Consider the following 18,897-nt stretch of genomic DNA (forward strand, 5'->3'; position numbering starts at 1 on the left):
TCAAACCAGATAACGCCGCGCCAGCAGCGTCCAGTATGCAGCGCCAATGGCCAGGTTGGCGTCGTTGAAGTCGTAACCCGGGTTGTGCACCATGCAGGCGCCCAGCTTGTCGCCATCCCCGTTTCCGATCAATAGGTAGCTGCCGGGGCACTTCTCCAGCATGAAAGCGAAATCTTCGCTGCCGGTGAGAGGCGGGGCCTGCAGCACAACGCGCTCGGCACCAACCAATTCGGTGCCAATCTGGCGGGCGAAGTCGGTTTCGTCCTTGCTGTTGACCAGTGCCGCGTAGCCGCGCCGATAGTCGATTTCAGCCTTGACGCCAAAGCTCTGCGCCTGAGCGTGGGCGATTTCGGTAATGCGCTGCTGCAGCAGGCTGCGCACCTCAGAATCGAGCGCGCGCACGCTCAGCTCGAGATGTGCGCTGTCGGGGATGACGTTATTGGCGCGCCCGGATTGCAGCACCCCCACAGTAACCACCGCTGTTTGCAGTGGATCGACGTTGCGAGAGACCACGGTCTGCAACGCCATCACCAGGCTGGCCGCCGCCACCACCGGATCGGCTGTCTTGTGCGGCACAGCACCGTGACCACCGTGGCCTACCAGCGTGATGTAGACCTTGTCTGAGGAGGCCATCATTGGGCCTTCGCGAAAGATCAAGTGCCCCTGTGGCCAGCCGGGCATGTTGTGCATGCTGAAGATAGCGTCACATGGGTATTTGTCGAACAGGCCGTCGTTGATCATGCGTACGGCGCCACAGTCGCTGGTGCCGTATTCCTCCGCGGGCTGGAAGATCAGGTTGAGTGTCCCTGAGAAGTCACCCTGCTCTGCCAGCACCTTGGCTGCCGCCAGCAGCATGGCCGTATGTCCGTCGTGGCCGCAGGCGTGCATGACGCCCTGGTTGCGACTTGCGTACTGCAGACCCGTGGCTTCCTGGATCGGCAGTGCATCCATGTCCGCACGCAGGCCCAGCGTGCGCGTGCCGTCGCCACGCTTGAGTTGCCCGACCACACCGGTTCCGCCCAGGCCGCGCTCAACGTGGTAACCCCAGTCCCGCAGTCGAGCAGCCACCAAATCACTCGTGCGCAGCTCTTCGAATGGCAGCTCGGGGTGCTGATGGATATCACGGCGCAAAGCGATGAATTCGTCTTCGTGTGCGCGTACCGCCTGCAAGGTGTCTTGAACAGTCATGCTATGAACTCACAGTCCGCAAAAATTCGCCTGGTGATCATTTCTGTAGTTCCTTGTCACCGCCGGTTTCGCGCATGAGCAGAATGCCGACGATGGCGATCAAGCTGGTGACAAGTACGTAGAGCGCTGGCGCCGCCGGGTTGTTGGTCACCTTGATCAGCCAGGTGATCACCAGTTGCGCGGTGCCGCCAAACAGCGCCACACCAAAGGCATAGGCAATCGACAGCCCGAGCGCGCGTACATGACCAGGGAACAGCTCCGGGATGGCCACCAGCGTTGGCGCGCCACCAATGCCCGTGAGCAATGCCAGCAGCGCAGTCGCCAGTGCCAGAGTGGCAACGCTGGTATGGTCGATGAGCAGCATGTAAGCCGGATAGACCAGAACAAACAACGCTACGCGAGCCCAGAGCATCACAGGTTTGCGCCCATACAGATCTGACAGCCAGCCCCCCAGCAGCGCACCCGCCCAGGTCGCCACGCCGAATACGATGGTCGCCGACATGGCGATCGTCGCGGAGAGCTTGAGCGTGGTCACGGCATAAGTGGTCATGTAGATCGCCGCATAGGTCGAGATCGTCACACCCAGGATGACCATGAGCGCCAGCATGATCGGTCGCAGATGGTGCCGGATATCGGCCAGCGGGCTCTTGATGGGTCCGCTATGCGTGGGCTGCTCGAGGCTCTCAGGCATGTGGCGGCGCAGAAAGAAAGCAATGGGGATCAATGCCAGACCGAGCAAGAAAGGGATACGCCAACCCCACGCCAGCATCTGCTCCTTGCTTAGCGCCAGCGTGAGCACAATGCCGACGACGCCAGCCGCCAGCGAGGCTATGCCCTGGCTGGCAAGCTGCCAGCTGCCATACAGGCCGCGCCGGCCCTGGGGTGCGATCTCGATCAGATACGTGGTAGACGGCCCGACCTCGCCGCCCAGTGCCAGCCCCTGCACCAGCCGACAGGCAATGACGATGATGGGTGCCGCCAACCCGATGCTTGCGTACGAGGGGGTGAGCGCCATGCCGATCGTGCCGATCGTGATGAGCGCAATGGTCAACAGCATGGCCGGCTTGCGGCCGACACGATCAGCAAAAGAGCCGATCAGCAGCCCGCCCAGAGGGCGCGTGATGAAGCCAACGCCAAAGACCGCTACCGACAGCATCACTGTGACCAGCGGCTCGTCAGCAGGAAAGAAGGTCTGGCCGATATACACCGCGAAGAACGCGTAGGTGGTGAAATCAAAGAACTCCAGCGCGTTGCCCGCCACTGTTGCAGCCACGACGCGGGGCTGCACCTTGCTCTTCGCGGCAGTTGAATTGTTCGATACGCGCTGGGATGTGGGCGGCAACGCGACGTCGCCCGTACTGGAATTTTGAACGCCCATGAATTTGTCTCCGGATGATTGCTGCTGCCCTGGACGACAGCGTGCGAAATCATATGAATCATGATCAAATGCGTCTAATGCATAATTTATTCGGAATGCATTCAAAAAACTCATACGACAAACGAAATGAACCTGCGCCATCTGGAGTACCTGCTGGCTGTGGCGGACACCGGTTCGTTCAGCCGCGCCGCGGAGCGGTGCCACATCACCCAGTCCGCCCTGAGTCGCAGCATCCAGACCCTCGAAGACGACCTCGGAGCACGTCTGATCGACCGAATGGGCAAGCGCAACGAGTTGACGCCGTTCGGCCAGACCGTTGCAAGCCGGGCGCGCCGCATGGTGCTGGATGCCGTTGAGCTAAAACGCAGCGCACAGCTATTGCAAGAGGGCTACTTGGGGGTCATCCGCATTGGGCTCGGCGCGGGGCCTACTGCACTGCTGATGCAGCCCTTTCTGCGTTACATGGCCTGCATGCATCCAAGAGTGCAGGTCAGCCTCGAATCAGGCCCCCCCGAGTTGCAGACCAACCGTTTGCGCGAACGTGGATTCGACGCACTGGTTGTGGATCTACGCAGCGTCACGCCAGCTGATGACCTGTTGATCGAAGATTTGGGTCAAATGCGCGGTGGTTTCATCTGTCGCGCGGGTCACCCCCTTACCAAACTCAACACCCCCATTACATTTGCACACCTCCAACGCTATCCGTTAGCGTCGACTTCACTCAATCCGGAGTTGGCACGTCTTCTGATCACCCGCTATGGGCCCGCAGCTGACCCCCAGGTCGCGGTGACCCTGCGCTGCAACGATATCAACAGTTTGCTACACGCGGTACACGGCAGTGACGCGGTGTTCCTCGGCCTCATCAGCCCCGCGCGTGAAGCCATCGCCAACGGTACCTTGGTGGAGTTGCCCATCACTCCGGCGTTGAACGAGGGCGCACACTTTGCGTTCGTTACCCTGGCCGACCGTACTGAAGCGCCTGCCATGGGAATTTTTCGCCAGTTTGTAGCCGAGCATCTGCATGACTGAGAGCCCCTTGTGGGCCACGCTAAATCTTCCAAGAGCCTTGGTTCAAAGTCTTTTTGGAGTTGCACGAGTCCTTTGCTGGGTTGGGATGCAAGGCACGGGGCGCTGCGTACAGCTCGGCTATCCACAAGCGCCGTAACGCCGCAGACCGCCCGGCAAGGCAATTGCCCAGAGGGTTGGGTGAAATCGGGCCGATGAATTTGGAGTTTTGGCACCCCCCGATGCTTGCCCAAGCGGTCGCTCGCCAAAAATTGACCAGCAGTTGGAACGAGTCGGCTGCTGCAAACCGTCGTGTCACACAAGCCGGCCACCAGAAAACCGGCTGCTGGACCATGGCCGACAGTGCTACATATTCAGTCGGGCAAACACATGCAACCGGGAATATCAGCCCTCGAGCCCCACAACTGCCCCCCCCGCGCCAGCGCCACCGCCATCGCCACCGCGTTCGTAGGGTGCGCCACGCAATCCGTGCTCCAGAACTCTCCCGCCCCTGCCGCGTGCAGCGCGGCCAGGGCCTCTGCGTCGATCAGCGCGTGCGTCACCGCCACGTCCACCGAGGCAGCACCGTCCTGCAGCAGCAGCCGCGCCGCCTGGGCCAGGGTGTGGCCGGTGCTGGCCATGTCGTCGAGCAGCACCACCGCCCTGCCCTGCACGGCCACGGGTGGCAGGTGGATGGTGACGCTGCGGTCGCCGTGGCGCTCCTTGGTGCACACGGCGTGCTCCAGGCCGTGGCGCGCGGCTGCCTGGGCCACCCATTGGGCAGATTCGCCGTCGGGACCCATCAGCAGCGCGCCGGGGCGCTGCTGCACGATCCAGTCGGCCAGCAGCGGCGCGCGATCTGCATCAAGATTCTGACCCCGCTCACAGGGGCTGCAGGCGCAGCAACCGGCCCTGCGGGCTATCGGTCACCATATAAAGAAGGCCATCGGGGCCCTGCCGCACATCGCGAATGCGCTCGCCATTGCCTTGCAGCAGCTTTTCCTCGCGCTGCACCTTGCCGCCCGCCACCTCCAGGCGGTGCAGGATGCCAAACTTGAGCGATCCGACAAACAGGCTGCCCTGCCACGCCGTGCCGTAGCGCATGCTGGTCAGGAACGCCATGCCCGAGGGGGCGATGGACGGTGTCCACTGGTGCAGCGGCTGTTCCATTCCGGCGCGGGCTGTGCCTTCGCCCATCTTGCCGCCGCCATAGTTCTCACCGTAGGTAATCACGGGCCAGCCGTAGTTGCGCCCGGGGTGGGGCAGATTGATTTCGTCGCCGCCCTGCGGGCCATGTTCGTGCATCCACAGCTTGCCGTCGGGGCCCATGGTGGCGCCCTGGGGGTTGCGGTGGCCGTAGCTCCAGATCTCGGGCAACGCGCCGGGCTGCTTCACGTAGGGGTTGTCTGGCGGCACCGCTCCATCGGGGGTGATGCGGATGACCTTGCCGTGGTGGTTGTCGAGCTTTTGGGCGTCGTCCTTGCGGTGGTAGCGCTCGCCCAACGCCACAAACAGGTTGCCATCACTGGCCTGGGCAATGCGGCAGCCAAAGTGCAGCGCGCTCTCCACCCTGGGCCGCTGGCTGAAGATGACGCGCACGTCCTGCAGGCTGCTGGCATCTGCCGACAAGGTGGCGCGCGCCACCGCCGTGCTGTTGCCCGCCGCGCCACCCGCTGCAGGCTCGGCAAAACAGAAATAGATACGGCGGGTGCGGGCAAAATCGTTGTCGGTCACCACGTCCAGCAGACCGCCCTGCCCGCCCGCTGCCACCGGCGGCACCCCTGCCAGCGCAGGCCCCACCTGCCCCGCTGCGCTGACCACGCGCAGGCGCCCCGGGCGCTCAGTCACCAAAAACTGCCCGCCGGGCAAAAAGGCCACCGCCCAGGGATGCACCAGACCGGTGGCGACCGGCACCAGCGACACCGCTGGCGCAGGGACGGCCGCATCTTGGGCATGGGCGCCGGTCTGTACGCTCGTTACTATCAAAAATAGAGCTACCAGCGCTTTGTGCACTGGCGCTACCGGCCGATTTGATCTCCAATCCATGCCTTCCACCTCCTTGGATTCCCCGGCCATGCGTTCCATCCGGCACCAGCGCGGTACAGCGTGCGCATGGCGCGCATGTGTCAAGCGGCAGTTGCCTGGGAAAAGGCTGGAACCACCGGTTTATCTGAATGAAATCAACAGCTTGTAAGACCGATTATTTTTGATAAATGACCATATCGTGTTACCCTTCGCCCCCATGTCCAAATGGTTATGCATCCTTATCCTTGCCTGCGCAACCGCAGCGCACGCTGCCCCCCAAGGCACCAATTCTGACGATATGGACCGCTTGCTCGCGGACAAAGGGCTTCTCACACGACTCGAAGACGTGAGCCACAAGGTGGCAGACAAGGCTCAGACCGTTGCCGGCCGTGCGGGCGACTTGGTGGTCAACGCCATGGGCTTTTTGGGCGTGCCCTACAAGCGCGGTGGCAATAGTGCAGAAACCGGTTTTGATTGCAGCGGCTTTGTCCGGGCGATCTATCAGCAAACCGTGGGTTTGGTCTTGCCCCGCCGTGCAGACCAGCAAGCGGCTTCCACCCAGGTGATCGACAAGAAAGAACTGCAGCCGGGCGACCTGGTTTTTTTCAACACCATGCGCCGCACCTTCAGCCACGTAGGCATCTATGTGGGCGACGGCAAGTTCATCCATTCCCCCCGCAGTGGCTCAGAAGTGCGCGTGGAAGACATGCGCCAAAGTTACTGGCAGCGCCGCTTTGATGGCGCCCGCCGGGTCACGCCTGCGGCTGGCACCCAGGTCGGCCAGGTGGACGACATCAAATAAGCAGTTACAGGCGGCTTGCGGGCCGCCTTGGTTTTCGCGCTATCCCGGTCGTTGCAAAATGGGCGCTCTACGTTTGAGCGCCCTATGACCTTTCCCCTCCCTCCTTTCAAAACATTTCCAGCAATCGCCTGGTGCATTGCCCTGGCCGGGTTGAATTGCGCCGTGCCCGCTGCGGCCGAGTCGCCCATGCACACGGATGACGCGGGCACCCTTGCTCAGGGCACGATGAAGCTGGAAGCCGTTGCGTTCCGTGACGACAAGACCCGGGGCGTGGATCTGGTGGTGGGCGCAGGCGTTCTTCCAGGTCTGGAGATGGAAGCTGTGCTGGGCCGCGCCAAAGACAAGCAGTACGAACCCGCCACCACCTACCGGGGCCTGGGCTTTGGGCTGAAATGGGTGCCTTTGCAAAGCGACACTGGCTGGTCTGCAGGCGGGCGGCTGGATTGGGGGCGCACACGGGTGCGGGACGATGCCACCCCCGGGCGCTGATCGGGCGGCGGTGGTTCAGTCGTGGGTGCAGGCGCTGCGCGATGGAGCCAACGCCGCTCAATTGCGGGCCATGGCCCCGCTGACGGACAGCGAAGCCGCGCAGGTGATGGCGTTGATGCGAAGCGCTGCCCCCGCAGTGGCGCACTCGGGCGGCGCCGCTTCCTCAGACGTGGCCCCAGGCCAGTTCCGCCCCCGGCTCACTTTGATGACCCTGGGCCGTGGCGATGGCTTGCTGGGCATGCAACCCCAGGGCAAGCTGGGCCCGCGCGGCGACAGCGTGACGCTGGTGCAGATCGACTGGACGTACCGCACCGACAGTGGCGCCACCTGGGCTACGCCTGCTCCCACGTCCGTTCTGGGCGCCCGCCCTGCCCAAGTCCAGGAATTGTTCGACACCGGTGGCCCCGTGCTGCGCATGCAGCGCAACCTGGCGGCCGAGGCCGACGCCATGGACCGCGTGTGGGATCTGGGCCTGGTCCCCGTGGACCCCGCCAAGCTGCAATGGCGCCACCGCGCCGCCGCCAGCAGCCTGGGCCCCGTGTGGACGCTGGCGCAGGAGGCGCAGTTTGGCGACTTCTGGGCCGACGTGGTGCCCCAGCTGCGCACCGAAGGCTGGAGCGTGGTGGTGTGCCCCGGCTTTGCGCACGAAAGCGTGCCCGTGCAGCGCTGGAAGCTGCACATTGCCCCCGACACTGGCGAAATACTGGGCAAGGAGGTGGATGGCCCGCTAGCCGCGCGCGCGCGCCCCGTGCAAAAGCTCATGCTGCCCGAGCGCGAAGGCGCCTGGCTGCTGACGCTGGGCATCGAGATCGACGGCGAAACCCTGGACCTGGCGCCGCTGCTGGCCGACCTGCTGCGCCGCGATGCCCGCTGGCTGAACGCGCAGCAGATGGCCGCCATCGACGATATCGCCATCATTTCGCTGCGCGCACCCGGCGGCAAACGCATCGACGCGCCCGCCGGGCCGCTCAAGGCCATCGTGGGCGCCATGGTGGACCTGCTGACCGACCCGACCCGTAACCAGCGCAAGGATGGCGATCCGCTGCACTTGGGCGCGTGGGAGGCCCGCCGCATCGAGGCCCTGCGCGCCGGGCTGGTGCAAGCCCACCGTGTGGGCACCGTGAATGGCTGGAGCAACGACTGGCAGCTGCAGGGCGATGCGGGCCTGGCCCACCTGGCCCAGCGCCTGCGCCGCATCGGCACGCCCCAGCCGGTGGCAGCGCCGCAGGGGCTGCAAGTGCAACTGCGCCCCTACCAATTGGAGGGCCTGGCCTGGCTGCAATACCTGCGCGAGCAAGGCCTGGGCGGCATCTTGGCCGACGACATGGGCCTCGGCAAGACCGCGCAGGCCCTGGCCCATGTGCTAGCCGAGAAGGAAGCGGGCCGGCTCACCCGCCCCGCGCTGGTGGTGCTGCCCACTTCGCTGCTCTTCAACTGGCAGGCCGAGGCTGCGCGCATGGCGCCCGGCCTGCGCGTGCTGGCGCTGCATGGTGCCGACCGTGCCAAACGCTACCCACACATTGCAGACCACGACCTGGTGCTCACCACCTACCCCCTGCTTTGGCGCGATGTGGAGGCGCTGGCCGCGCAGCCCTTTCACCTGCTGATCCTGGACGAAGCGCAGATGGTGAAAAACGCCGGCAGCCGCAGCGCCCGCGCCCTGCGCAAGCTGCAGGCACCGCACCTGCTGTGCCTGACGGGCACGCCGCTGGAGAACCACCTGGGCGAGCTGTGGGCACAGTTTGACTTTTTGATGCCCGGCTTTCTGGGCGATGTGCGCAGCTTCAACGCCCGCTGGCGCAAGCCCATCGAGGAAAACGGCGAAACCCTGCGCGCCCAGTTGCTGGCCCAGCGCGTGCGCCCCTTCATCCTGCGCCGCCGCAAGCAGGACGTGGCCACCGAACTGCCCCCGCGCACCGAAACCATCCTGCGCGTGCAGCTGCAAGGCAAGCAGCGCGAGCTGTACGAGGCCGTACGCACCACCTCCGACAAGCAGGTGCGCCGCGCACTGGAGCGGCAAGGCTTTGAAGGCTCGCAAATCGCCATCCTGGACGCGTTGCTCAAGCTGCGCCAGGTCTGCTGCGATCCTCGCCTCGTCAAAGGAACGACGAAGACCGCCCACACCATGGAGCGCGCCAAGCTCGAACTGCTGGCCGACCTGTTGCCCGCCCTGGTCGATGAAGGCCGCCGCGTGCTGGTGTTCTCGCAGTTCACCGAAATGCTGGCGCTGGCGGCCGAGATGCTCGACACCCTGGCCCTGCCCTACCTCACGCTCACTGGCCAGACCCCGCCGCGCGAGCGTGGGGCCGTGGTGAAGCGCTTTCAGGCGCAGGACGAAACCAGCGCGCCCATTTTGCTGGCCAGCCTGAAGGCCGGCGGCGTGGGGCTGAACCTGACGGCGGCCGACACCGTGATCCACCTCGACCCCTGGTGGAACCCTGCGGTGGAAGAGCAGGCCACCGCCCGCGCCCATCGCATCGGGCAAGGCCAGCCTGTGTTCGTCTACAAACTGGTGGTGGAAGGCAGCATTGAAGAACGCATGCTGGAACTGCAGGAGCGCAAGGCCGCGCTGGCGCATGGCGTGCTGGGCCACGATGCCGAGGGCGCGGTGAAGTTCAGCGAGGCCGACCTGCACGCGCTGCTGGCGCCATTGACCGAGCCCGCCAACAACCCGCTGGGCATTCCAGGCGACGATGCACTGCGCTGGGGCGGCACCGGCCAGCGGCGGCCTCGGCCGCTGCAGCCGCCCGAAAATTAGGTTTTTTTCGCCCCCAGCGCTTTACTGACAAGCGCAGCAAGCTATCAATAAGATAGCAAATCTGCAGCGCGGGCGACGGAAACCCTACTGCCGCGATGGCGCGGCCTGAGCGGTACCATGTGCGCCCGCCCCAATGTGGTGCGCCACGGCGGCAAGCGTTCGTCCCTCCCCCAGCCTTCCTGCTCTTCGTTTCAAGTGCACAAAAGAATAAACGCCTGGTTCCACACCAGGGTGTTGAGCAACACCCTTTCCCTATCGAGCAGTGAGCGGTGGAAAGCCAGCCTGGGTGCACTGCTGTGCCTAGCGGCCTGCGGGTTGCTGCTGCGCAGCCTGCCGCTGGACGCGCATTGGCTGCTGGCGCCCGTGGGGGCCAGTGTGGTCATTCTGTTTGTGCAGTTTCACAGCCCGCTGGCCCAGCCGTGGCCGCTGCTGGGCAGCTACCTGATTGCCACCGCTACGGGGTTGGCCTGCTCGCACTGGGTTACCCAGCCCATTTTGGCGGCCGCCCTGGCGGTGGCGCTGACCATCTGGCTCATGGCCTGGCTCAATTGCGTGCACCCGCCGGGGGGCGCGCTGGCGTTGTTGCTGGTGCTCAACGGCCCGTATTCCAACGCCGACATGGTGTCGGTGGCTGAGCTGATTGTCGTCAACGCAGGCACCCTGCTGCTGGTGGCGCTGCTCATCAACCGCATGCTGCTGCGCCGCCGCTACCCACACAGCAACACCCCGCCCGGCCCCAGCCACCGCACGCAAGACCGGCCGCCGATTGAGCGCATGGGGCTGAACCACACGGATCTGGAAAGCGCCGTCAAAACGCTCAACACCTTTGTGGACGTGCAAGAGGACGAGCTGGTCGAGATCTACAACCTGGCGGTGGACCACGCCTTTGGCCGCCATGTGGCACTGACCTGCGCCGACATCATGTCGCGCGATGTGATCACCGCCCACTTCGACACCGAGCTGGCCCAGGTCTGGAGGCTGTTGCGCCAGCACAAGATCAAATCCCTGCCCGTGGTGGACCGGTTTGAGCGGGTGATCGGCATCGTCACGGTGGCTGATTTTCTGCGCCAGATTGACCGCCAGGCCACCCCCAAAGACCTGGCCACGCGGATTCAGGTGCTGCTCAAACGCACTCCGGGCCTGTTTGCGCAAAAGCCGGAAGTGGTGGGCCAGATCATGAGCGCCAACGTTTTCACGGCCACGCCGCAGACGCCCTTGTCGGAGCTGATTCGCCAGATCTCGCAGCGTGCCCTGCCCCATGTGCCGGTGGTGGATGAACAGCGCAAGGTGGTGGGCATGGTCACGCAGTCGGACCTGCTGGTGGCGCTGTACAAGAGCATTGCACTGGGGCAGGCCAGCCAGGCGGCCAAGCTGTAGCCGCCCGGCGCTAGCGTTCAGCCTGGGGTACGCAGCCGCACCCACATCGTGCGCCCCATGCGCACCAAAAGGTTGCCGCCAACGCCCCCAAACGCCAGGGCCAGCCCCAACTGCAAGGCCAGCAGCCCAGGTCGAAGGCTGCGGTCCACGATCGACTCGGTGGGCTGCGCGGGGTTAACCCACACCGGCACCGGTGTGCCTGTGCGCTGCGCGGCTTCCAGCCTTTCGCCCAGTTGTTGGTAATACAGGCTGGCGTTGCCATTGCCTATGTGCAGTGATGCTCGCTGCCCACGGTATTCCTGGCCCGCCACGGTGTAGCGAAAGCGCACCTCCAGCGCCCTCTTGCCTACGCTCCCACAGGGCGGCGGCAGATTCAACGATGGCCGGGGTGGCCTGCCACTGCTGGGCGCGGGCCCAGTCCACCAGCGTGGGGGTCACACCGAACAGCAGCAGGCTGAGCCCAAGCACCACAAAGGGCAGCATGAACAGCGCCGCCAGGCCGAGCTTGAGCGGCGAGGAAGTCTCCCCCGCGTGAGAAGGATTTGTGCTGGCGAGGGGCGTGGCGGGGGTGGATGTGCGAGACATGGGGCTGGAGAGAGGATGAATGGCTGTCAGTCCGCACGTACGGGCAGCCCGGTGGCTTGGGCCAGTTGTTGCAGCATCTGCTCTGCCACGGCCTCGCCGCGCAGGCTGTCGGCCACGGTGATGGTTTTGCCGCTTTTCAGCGCTACCCGTATCCGGTACCACACGGTGTGCCGCGAGCCGGATTGCGAGGTGTAGCTCTGCACCAGCTGCAGCCCCTGCAAATCACGGCGGGGCACCTGGTGCCAGGCCAACATGAAACCCAAGAGGCGCCGATCGGTGCGCAGGCCCTGCGGGCTGAACTGCACCTTCAGGCTGTTGCCCAGCGCAAAAAAGGCCCACACGGTAAAAGCGCCGCCCACGCCCCCAAACACCAGGGGAAACAGCAGCGGTGCCCCCAGGCGGCCAGCCAGCAGGCCAAAACCGCCAAAGGTCACGCCAAACACCAGCCAGACCAGGTTTTTTTGCCAGGTGCGGCCATAGGGCAAATACAGATCCACCCCACCGGGGGTGCGCCGCAGGTGGACCACCTCGTCCAGCCGGGCTTTGCGCGACTGCACTGCTGCCGGGTGCTGGACAGCATCAGCCACCAGCCGTTGCGATGCCTCGCCCGTGGCGTAAACGGGCACGTCAAAGTGGCGCACAAATGCCAATGGTGGGTCGCTGCGGCTCTCCAGCGTCAGGCGCCAGGCGTGGTGGTCGCCGTGGGCAGGCTCGGATTCTGGCAGGCCTGCGGGCACATCCAGCCGAAAGCTCAGCGCAATGCCATCGCCCTGCGGCCGCACCTGGGCCATGCCCTCGCTTTGCCACAGCACGTTTTCGCGGACCTCTGTGTTGTTATCGTTGTCAGCGTCGGTGGTGCGGCGGGTGCTGTGGTGCAGACAGGCCAGCGTGGCGGCAAACAGCAGCCCCGGCCGATACGCCACGGGCAGCACCGTGGTGGCGCCAAAGTGCCCGCCAATGCTGCCTGGAAACGGGTCTAGCTGCAGCGCCACATCGCCAAAGCGGCGTGCATCACGCGTGGTGCGGATGGCGCCGATGAGCAACCCCACCGCCACCACCAGCATGACGCCGATGATGCAGGCCACCAGCGTCTCGCCCCGTGCCAAAGCCTTTGGAATCTGCACATAGGCCAGGGGCATGGACAGAGCGCTCCAGACCACGGCAAAGCCCCACAGGATGATGACCTCCCAGCGCTTGTGCGACCGAATGCGGTTGCCTGCCCATGCCTTGCGCGTCAGCCAGGGTTGGCCTTGCGGGGCATGCACAGTCCCGTTTTCTGCGGATGAACCCATCACAGACTCCCTCAAGCGTCGTTTGTTGTTGTGTTTCGCGCGGGCTTCGGCGCGCGGTATGTGTGCGGGTGCGCTGACTTTTGTGGAACCCAGTCTAACGGCCACACCGTTTTTCAAGCCAAAATGGCACATGGCGCTTATGGAATAAGCGCGACCAGCTATTAAATCAATAGCATCAAAACCCTGCTAAGCCAGCTGCCGACCCCATGACCACATCCACCCTTGCCCCAGCGCCCCGCTACTGGCTCGTGAAGTCCGAGCCCGACGAGTGTTCCATCGACGACGCCCTGGCCGCGCCCAACGCCACCGTACCCTGGACGGGCGTGCGCAACTACCAGGCGCGCAATTTCATGCGCGATGGCATGCAGGTGGGCGACGGCGTGCTGTTCTACCACTCCAGCTGCCCCGAACCGGGCATTGCCGGCATCGCCCGCGTGGCCAGCGGCACCCGCCCGGACCCTACGCAGTTCGACCCCGCCTCACCCTACTTCGACCCCAAATCACCCGCCGATGCGCCCCGCTGGCTGCTGCTGGATGTGCAGGCCCTGCGCAAAACGCGCCTCATCAGCCTGGCCGAGCTGCGCAGCACCCCGGCACTTGCGCAGATGCGGGTGCTCCAAAAAGGCAGCCGGCTGTCCATCACGCCGGTGGAGCCCGAGGAATGGGCCGAGATTACAGAGCGGCTGGCCCGCTAGGGGCTGGGTCTGCCGCGTTGGGCTGTGGCAGGTCGGGCATGGCGTACACCAGCACCTTCAGCGCCCTGCCCTCGTCCACATCGGCAAACACGGCGGGGTTGGCCACGCGTTCCACAAAATGCAGCTCGGGTGCCAGTTCCTGCATCTGGCTTTGCAAAAAGTCCACGCCCAGCTCGGGCGCGTTCAGGCACAGCAGGGCGTGGCCGCCGGGTGCGAGCAAGTCGGGCAGACGGCGCATGAGGCGGGCGTAGTCTTTGGTGGCGACGAAGCTGCCCTTTTGGTAGCTGGGTGGGTCCACGATGACGAGGCCGTAGGGCCCGCTGCGGGTGATCTTGCCCCAGCTGCTGAAAATGTCGTGCGCCAAAAAGCTGGCGCCGGTGGTGATGCCGTTGAGCTGGTGGTTTTGCTGGCCAATGGCCATGGCGCCGTGGCTCATGTCCACGTTGACCACCTGTTTGGCCCCACCCTGCAATGCCACCACCGAAAACGCGCAGGTGTAGGCAAACAGGTTGAGCACCTTGAGGCCGTAGCGGTCTTGCCTGCGGGCCTCGGCGTACTGGCGCACCCAGCGGCGGCCTTCGGCCATATCGAGAAATAGACCATGGTTCTGGCCGCGCAGCACATGGGCTTTGAAGCGCGCGCCGTTCTCGGTCACCACGTGCGGGTCAGGCACCTCGCCTTGCATCAGCCGCGTTTCGGTGCGGCCCTGGGTGCGCAGCGCTTCGTTACGGCACTGGAAGACCCAGTTCAGCGGCTGCCCTGGGGCCAGCACGGCCCAGCGCTCGGCCAGGGCCTGCCCAATAGCGGCCAACTGCGCGTCGGTCTCGTCGGTGGCTGGCAAAAAGCTGGTGAGAACGAACACGGGCGGGTAGGCGTCCAGCGTCCACTGCTCGCAGCCGGGGTAGCGGCCCCCACGGCCGTGGAAGATGCGCTGCGCATCGGTGGGCAGGGGCATGGAGGCAATGGCGCTGAGCAGGGCTTGCATAGAGGAAGCGGTATGGAACGGTCATGCCCCCGCCAGGGTGCAGTGCGGGTGCAAGCGAATGGATGGATCGAATGGCCGGGGGCAACAACGCCACCCGCATGGGGAGGCTGGGTTTTATACAAAAATGGGCGCCAGCGCAATGCTAACAAGCGCAGGTAGCTATGTTTTTTGAAGCAAGTGGAAAGTATCTGCGCCTTGCGCCCCACTGTTCCACCGGCTGCAGCGGGTGAATGAGCCGCCTGCCCGAATGCGGCACGCACGGTAGCACCATTCGCTTTTGGCGAATGCACGCTGTGGAAATGGGCAAGGGCGGGTGCAGCGGGTTTGCCCCATCATCACGTCCACTCAATGAAGGCGGGTACCTGACCGCCCGCCTCGCACTTTCTGGATTGCGCCCCCACTGATGCCCTGGAAACACTGGTCCGCCGAACGCCTCGGCATTGCCCTCGCCATTCTGGCGGCGCTGGGTTTTTCCTTCAAAGCCATTTTTGTGAAGCTGGCCTATGCAGTGCCGCAGGCCGTGCCGGTGGATTCGGTCACGCTGCTGGCGCTGCGCATGGTGTTTTCGCTGCCCGCGTTTGCCTGGGTGGGCTGGAAGGCCAGCCGCAACCTGCCCCCGCTCAGCCTGCGCGAATGGGGCTGGGTGACGGCGCTGGGGCTGCTGGGCTACTACGGGGCCAGCATTCTGGACTTCATGGGCTTGCAGTACATCACCGCCAGCCTGGAGCGGCTGATTCTGTTCACCTACCCCACCCTCACCATCCTGATCGGCGTGGTCTTTCTGGGCAAAACCGCATCGCGCCGCGAGATCTGTGCCCTGCTGCTGTCCTACGCAGGCATTGGCCTGGCGTTTGCGCACGACTTGCACATCGCTGGCGAGATGCGGGCCGTGCTGATCGGCGCGGCGTTTGTGCTGGGCTCTTCGGTGTCTTACGCCCTCTACCAGGCGGGCAGCGAGCCCGTGATACGGCGCCTGGGCGCGGCGCGCTTCACCGCGCTGGCGATGCTGGTGTCTACCGTGGCCACCTTGCTGCACTTTGCCGTGAGACAGCCCCTGCAGGCGCTGGCGCAACCGGCTCCGGTGTATCTGCACGCGGTGGGCATGGCGGTGTTTTCTACCGTGCTGCCGGTGTTCATGACCTCGGCCGCCATTCGGCGCATTGGTGCGGCGCGCACCGCACTCATCGGCACGCTGGGGCCCATGCTCACCATCTTCTTCGGCTACTGGCTGCTGGCCGAGCCCATGTCGGTGTGGCAAATGATGGGGGCGGGGCTGGTGCTGGCGGGGGTGCTGCTCATCAGCCGCCGCAAGGTGTGATTCAAGCAAAAAATGGCTGTATCGCTTACTGGCAAAGCGCCAACAGCTATTGATTTAATAGCAAATTGTGGCGACCTAGCGCTGCAGCAGCTTGCGCCGCTCCAGCCACACCTTGCGCACAAACGGGTCGGCCACGGTGTAGATGCCATGGCCGGGGCGTGCAATCAGGTTGGCGCTGATCATTTTTTCGGCCAGCTTTTGCACCTGCGATGTGGGCACCTTGCCACCCGTGCGGGCCGCGTAGCTGGCCATGGCTTCTTCGCCAAACAGGCCAGACACTCCGGTTTCGCTGCCTTGGGCAATAAAGTCAAACACCGCCTGGCCCAACTCGCCAAATTCTTCGATGGCGCGCAGCTCCACATCGGCCGCGGCCGATGCCAGCGTGGCGCAGATGATAGGGAACGCCTGGTCGGCTGGCGCCGGGGAGCTTTGCAACTGCACCAGAGCCTTGAGCATTTCTTCTGGCCGGTGGCCCAGCGCCTCAAACCCTGCCCAGGCCGTGGCAGCGCTGGGCAGCACCACGCCGGGTGCACTGGCTATGCGCTGCAGTTGCCACTGCACAAAATCCTGCCCCAGCGGCTCATACGCTGTGGTCAGCGCGCCGGTGAAGGGTTGTGAATGGCGCGTGGCCATGTCGGTGATGAGCGACTTGTGTGAGCCGGTGCCCAAAAACAGAAAGTGCCCTGGTGTGCCCGGTTGGGCGTTCACCGCGTCCCGCGCGGCCTTCAGGGCGTGCAGCAGGCTGGTGCCGTCTTCGGTGCCCAGCGCTTGCTGCACCTCGTCCACGATCAGCACCACATCCACCCTGGCTTTGGCCACCAGTTCAGAGAACGCCTGCGCCAGCGTGGCACCGCCGGGGGTGCCCAGGTGTTCAATCTGAAAGCCCAGGGTCAGGCCCACGGCCCCCAGGTTCAGCCCCTTGAAGCGCTGCAGCAGGCCCGAGCCGGGGGTCTGCATCTGCTGCAGTGTGGCGCGCACAGCGTCCAGTACCAGGGTGGCCGGGCTCTTGCTGCGGTCGACCCACAGGTCCACGTAGACCACCAGCGCGCCGCGTGCCTCCAGCGCGGGCACCAGATCCTGCCGCAGGAAGGTAGTTTTGCCCACGCGGCGTATGCCCGACAGCAGCACGCCCGAGCGCACGTTCATCTGCAGGGGCGACGGCTGTAGCAGTTGCTGCGCCATCTGCTCGGCGTAGGCGGTGCGGTGAAAAACGTCGGTGGCCATGCTTACCTCTTTTTATCTTTTACAGGTTAATTATCTGTTTTGGATAAAAAAAGATAAAGTGCCATGCTGCAACCCCTGATCCCCCTACAGGCCCCCGCGCTCACAAAAAAGCCCGCGCTGGGCGGGCTTGAGGCGGTCAAAACGTTGCGGGTCAGACGCGAGGCACAGGAGTGCCTGAATTGACGCACAGTGCCATGTTCAGCGCCTTCACGGCGGTCTTGTAGTCTTCGCGCTCGATCACGAACTGCATGTTCACCTGGCGCAGGGTCTGAGAGACGCAGTTCACGTTGACGTGGGCATCGGCCAGCGCCTGCGCTGCCTTGGCCAGCACACCGGGGATGCTGATGTTGGAGCCGATAGCGCACACGATGGCGCTGGGCTTGATGGTCACGACCTGGTAGGTCTCCTCCAGCTCGGCCACCAGTTCCTGGGTGGCTTGGCTGTCCCACACCAGGTGGGCGATGGAGTTGGCGTTGGTGGCCTTGAGGATGTAGCTCACGCCATGCTTGCAGAACACTTCCATCAGTCCGGCATCAAAGCCCACCGTGCCCACCATGCTGGGGTCGTGGATCTCGATCAGCGTGACCTTGTCGGTGCCGGTCACGATCTCGACGCGGGCGCGCTCGCCCACGAAATCTTTGGTGATGAGGGTGCCGGGGTGGTCGGGTTCGAAGGTGTTCTTCAGGCGGATCGGAATGCCTGCCAGCTCCATGGGCTTGGCGGCCTTGGGGTGGATGGCTTCCATGCCCACGTCGGCCAGCTGGTCGGCCACGTCGTAGTTGGTGGCACCCACCACGATGGCGTTTTCCAGGCCGACGAGGTTGGGGTCCGCAGAGGACAGGTGAAACTCCTTGTGGATCACGGCCTCGGCGGGACGCACTTCCACGGCAATCTTGCTGAAGGTGACTTCGGAGTACCCGCGGTCAAACTCGCGCATGATGCCTTCGGTGCCCTTGGTGTAGCCGGTGGCCACCACCACCTTGTCGCTCAGGTCCAGACCCTTGAAGCTGTGGGCAATGCGCTCGTCAATCGTCCAGGCTTCGTTGTCATCAAAACCGGCCAGGTCCATCAACACGGCATTGACGCCATTGGCCTTGAGGATCTCGACCGAGTTGAACGCGCTGTGAGATTCACCAATCGATGCCAGCACTTCGCGCGCTGCCAGCAGCACATCCTTGCGGCTCAGGTAGCCGCTGGCCAGCACATGGTGCATGGCGTTCAGGTATTCGCGGGCCTGGCCAATGCGCTGGTCCACAAAGGCGTCGGCCACATCCAGCGGCAGGCCCAGGTCGGCGTAGCCTGCGTTGAGCTTTTTCAGACTGGTGGCCAGATTGGCCAGTGCGTCCTGATAGCCCTTGCCTTCGGCAAACAGGGCGTAAATGCCGCGCTCGCCCGTTTTCTTGTGCTCCAGCAACTGGTTCGTCACGCCCGAGTAGGCAGACACCACGTAAATGCGGCCGTAAATCCGAGAACGGTCGTACAACATGATGTGGCGCAGCACATCGCCAAAGGCGGTCATGGAAGTGCCGCCGATCTTCTCGACAGAGATCTTGGAGTTTTGAACGTCTTGCATGGACAGGCTCAGGAGAGCAAAAGGGTGGAAGGCCGGGGCGAAATTGCTGCCTGCTAGCACGGTGGCAGCAAACCCGGTATTTTCCACCAGTTTTCGCCAGTGCCGTTTTGATGCAGGACCAATTGCTGGGGACGGCCAGCGCCGCTGGTGCCAACGCATCTGCCGCCACAAAATAAAAAGTCGCACAGTCGTAAAAACCGTGC

General features: G+C 64.3%; 16 protein-coding genes. 7 read left to right on the forward strand and 9 right to left on the reverse strand.

Translation table 11 applies throughout. The annotated features are described in order from the left end of the window. On the reverse strand, positions 1 to 1,188 hold the full coding sequence (locus tag BDD18_RS15330; protein ID WP_066788714.1) for a M20 aminoacylase family protein: 1,188 nt from the start codon (positions 1,186 to 1,188) through the stop codon (positions 1 to 3). 37 nt (positions 1,189 to 1,225) lie between these two features. Then, a complete protein-coding gene (locus tag BDD18_RS15335) occupies positions 1,226 to 2,566 on the reverse strand; it encodes an MFS transporter (protein ID WP_142084249.1) in 1,341 nt (446 codons plus the stop codon). A gap of 126 nt (positions 2,567 to 2,692) precedes the next feature. Between BDD18_RS15335 and BDD18_RS15340 the strand changes: the two genes are divergently transcribed. After that, positions 2,693 to 3,595 carry a LysR family transcriptional regulator gene (locus tag BDD18_RS15340; RefSeq protein WP_066695306.1) on the forward strand — a complete coding sequence of 301 codons (903 nt, stop codon included), beginning with the start codon at positions 2,693 to 2,695 and terminating at the stop codon, positions 3,593 to 3,595. A gap of 350 nt (positions 3,596 to 3,945) precedes the next feature. Here the strand turns inward: BDD18_RS15340 and BDD18_RS15345 are convergent, their stop codons facing one another. Together BDD18_RS15345 and BDD18_RS15350 are read right to left on the reverse strand one after the other, a co-directional pair. After that, positions 3,946 to 4,401, reverse strand: coding sequence for a phosphoribosyltransferase family protein (locus BDD18_RS15345; protein WP_420837329.1), 456 nt, complete (start codon positions 4,399 to 4,401; stop codon positions 3,946 to 3,948). A gap of 52 nt (positions 4,402 to 4,453) precedes the next feature. Further along, positions 4,454 to 5,647 (reverse strand): PQQ-dependent sugar dehydrogenase, encoded by a 1,194-nt coding sequence (locus tag BDD18_RS15350; RefSeq protein ID WP_142084251.1) that lies wholly within the window; start codon positions 5,645 to 5,647, stop codon positions 4,454 to 4,456. Positions 5,648 to 5,813: 166 nt separating this feature from the next. On the opposite strand from BDD18_RS15350, the gene BDD18_RS15355 reads away from it, so the two are divergent. The 4 genes from BDD18_RS15355 to BDD18_RS15370 all read left to right on the forward strand — a co-directional run bounded on the left by BDD18_RS15355 (position 5,814) and on the right by BDD18_RS15370 (position 11,022). Continuing rightward, a complete protein-coding gene (locus BDD18_RS15355; RefSeq protein ID WP_066697450.1) occupies positions 5,814 to 6,398 on the forward strand; it encodes a C40 family peptidase in 585 nt (194 codons plus the stop codon). Positions 6,399 to 6,482: 84 nt separating this feature from the next. Beyond that, positions 6,483 to 6,887: a hypothetical protein gene (locus BDD18_RS15360; protein WP_066697449.1), complete on the forward strand. Its 405-nt coding sequence runs from the start codon at positions 6,483 to 6,485 to the stop codon at positions 6,885 to 6,887. Continuing rightward, on the forward strand, positions 6,868 to 9,645 hold the full coding sequence (locus tag BDD18_RS15365) for a DEAD/DEAH box helicase (RefSeq protein WP_142084253.1): 2,778 nt from the start codon (positions 6,868 to 6,870) through the stop codon (positions 9,643 to 9,645). Before BDD18_RS15360 ends, BDD18_RS15365 begins: the two co-directional genes overlap by 20 nt. A gap of 195 nt (positions 9,646 to 9,840) precedes the next feature. Then, positions 9,841 to 11,022, forward strand: a complete 1,182-nt coding sequence (locus tag BDD18_RS15370; protein ID WP_067513566.1) for an HPP family protein — start codon at positions 9,841 to 9,843, stop codon at positions 11,020 to 11,022. Positions 11,023 to 11,039: 17 nt separating this feature from the next. Here the strand turns inward: BDD18_RS15370 and BDD18_RS15375 are convergent, their stop codons facing one another. Beyond that, complete coding sequence (locus tag BDD18_RS15375; protein ID WP_170207414.1) at positions 11,040 to 11,351, reverse strand: DUF3592 domain-containing protein; 312 nt, start codon at positions 11,349 to 11,351, stop codon at positions 11,040 to 11,042. A 282-nt stretch (positions 11,352 to 11,633) separates the two neighbouring features. Next, entirely contained in the window at positions 11,634 to 12,899 is a 1,266-nt protein-coding gene (locus tag BDD18_RS15380) for a hypothetical protein (RefSeq protein ID WP_067513568.1), read from the reverse strand. Between the two features lie 206 nt (positions 12,900 to 13,105). Here BDD18_RS15380 and BDD18_RS15385 point away from each other — a divergent pair, with 206 nt between their 5' ends. Further along, positions 13,106 to 13,594: an EVE domain-containing protein gene (locus tag BDD18_RS15385; protein ID WP_142084257.1), complete on the forward strand. Its 489-nt coding sequence runs from the start codon at positions 13,106 to 13,108 to the stop codon at positions 13,592 to 13,594. Here the strand turns inward: BDD18_RS15385 and BDD18_RS15390 are convergent. After that, complete coding sequence (locus BDD18_RS15390) at positions 13,572 to 14,579, reverse strand: class I SAM-dependent methyltransferase (RefSeq protein WP_142084259.1); 1,008 nt, start codon at positions 14,577 to 14,579, stop codon at positions 13,572 to 13,574. The two genes, BDD18_RS15385 and BDD18_RS15390, sit on opposite strands and share 23 nt — an antisense overlap. A gap of 403 nt (positions 14,580 to 14,982) precedes the next feature. On the opposite strand from BDD18_RS15390, the gene BDD18_RS15395 reads away from it, so the two are divergent. Continuing rightward, complete coding sequence (locus BDD18_RS15395; protein WP_142084262.1) at positions 14,983 to 15,897, forward strand: DMT family transporter; 915 nt, start codon at positions 14,983 to 14,985, stop codon at positions 15,895 to 15,897. A gap of 75 nt (positions 15,898 to 15,972) precedes the next feature. Here the strand turns inward: BDD18_RS15395 and BDD18_RS15400 are convergent, their stop codons facing one another. After that, entirely contained in the window at positions 15,973 to 17,121 is a 1,149-nt protein-coding gene (locus BDD18_RS15400) for an ATP-binding protein (RefSeq protein ID WP_066783793.1), read from the reverse strand. 151 nt (positions 17,122 to 17,272) lie between these two features. After that, positions 17,273 to 18,694 (reverse strand): aspartate kinase, encoded by a 1,422-nt coding sequence (locus BDD18_RS15405; protein WP_066783797.1) that lies wholly within the window; start codon positions 18,692 to 18,694, stop codon positions 17,273 to 17,275. Between the last annotated feature and the right edge of the window lie 203 nt (positions 18,695 to 18,897).

Origin of the sequence: Acidovorax temperans (genome assembly GCF_006716905.1) — a bacterium.
Lineage (GTDB): Bacteria > Pseudomonadota > Gammaproteobacteria > Burkholderiales > Burkholderiaceae_C > Acidovorax > Acidovorax temperans.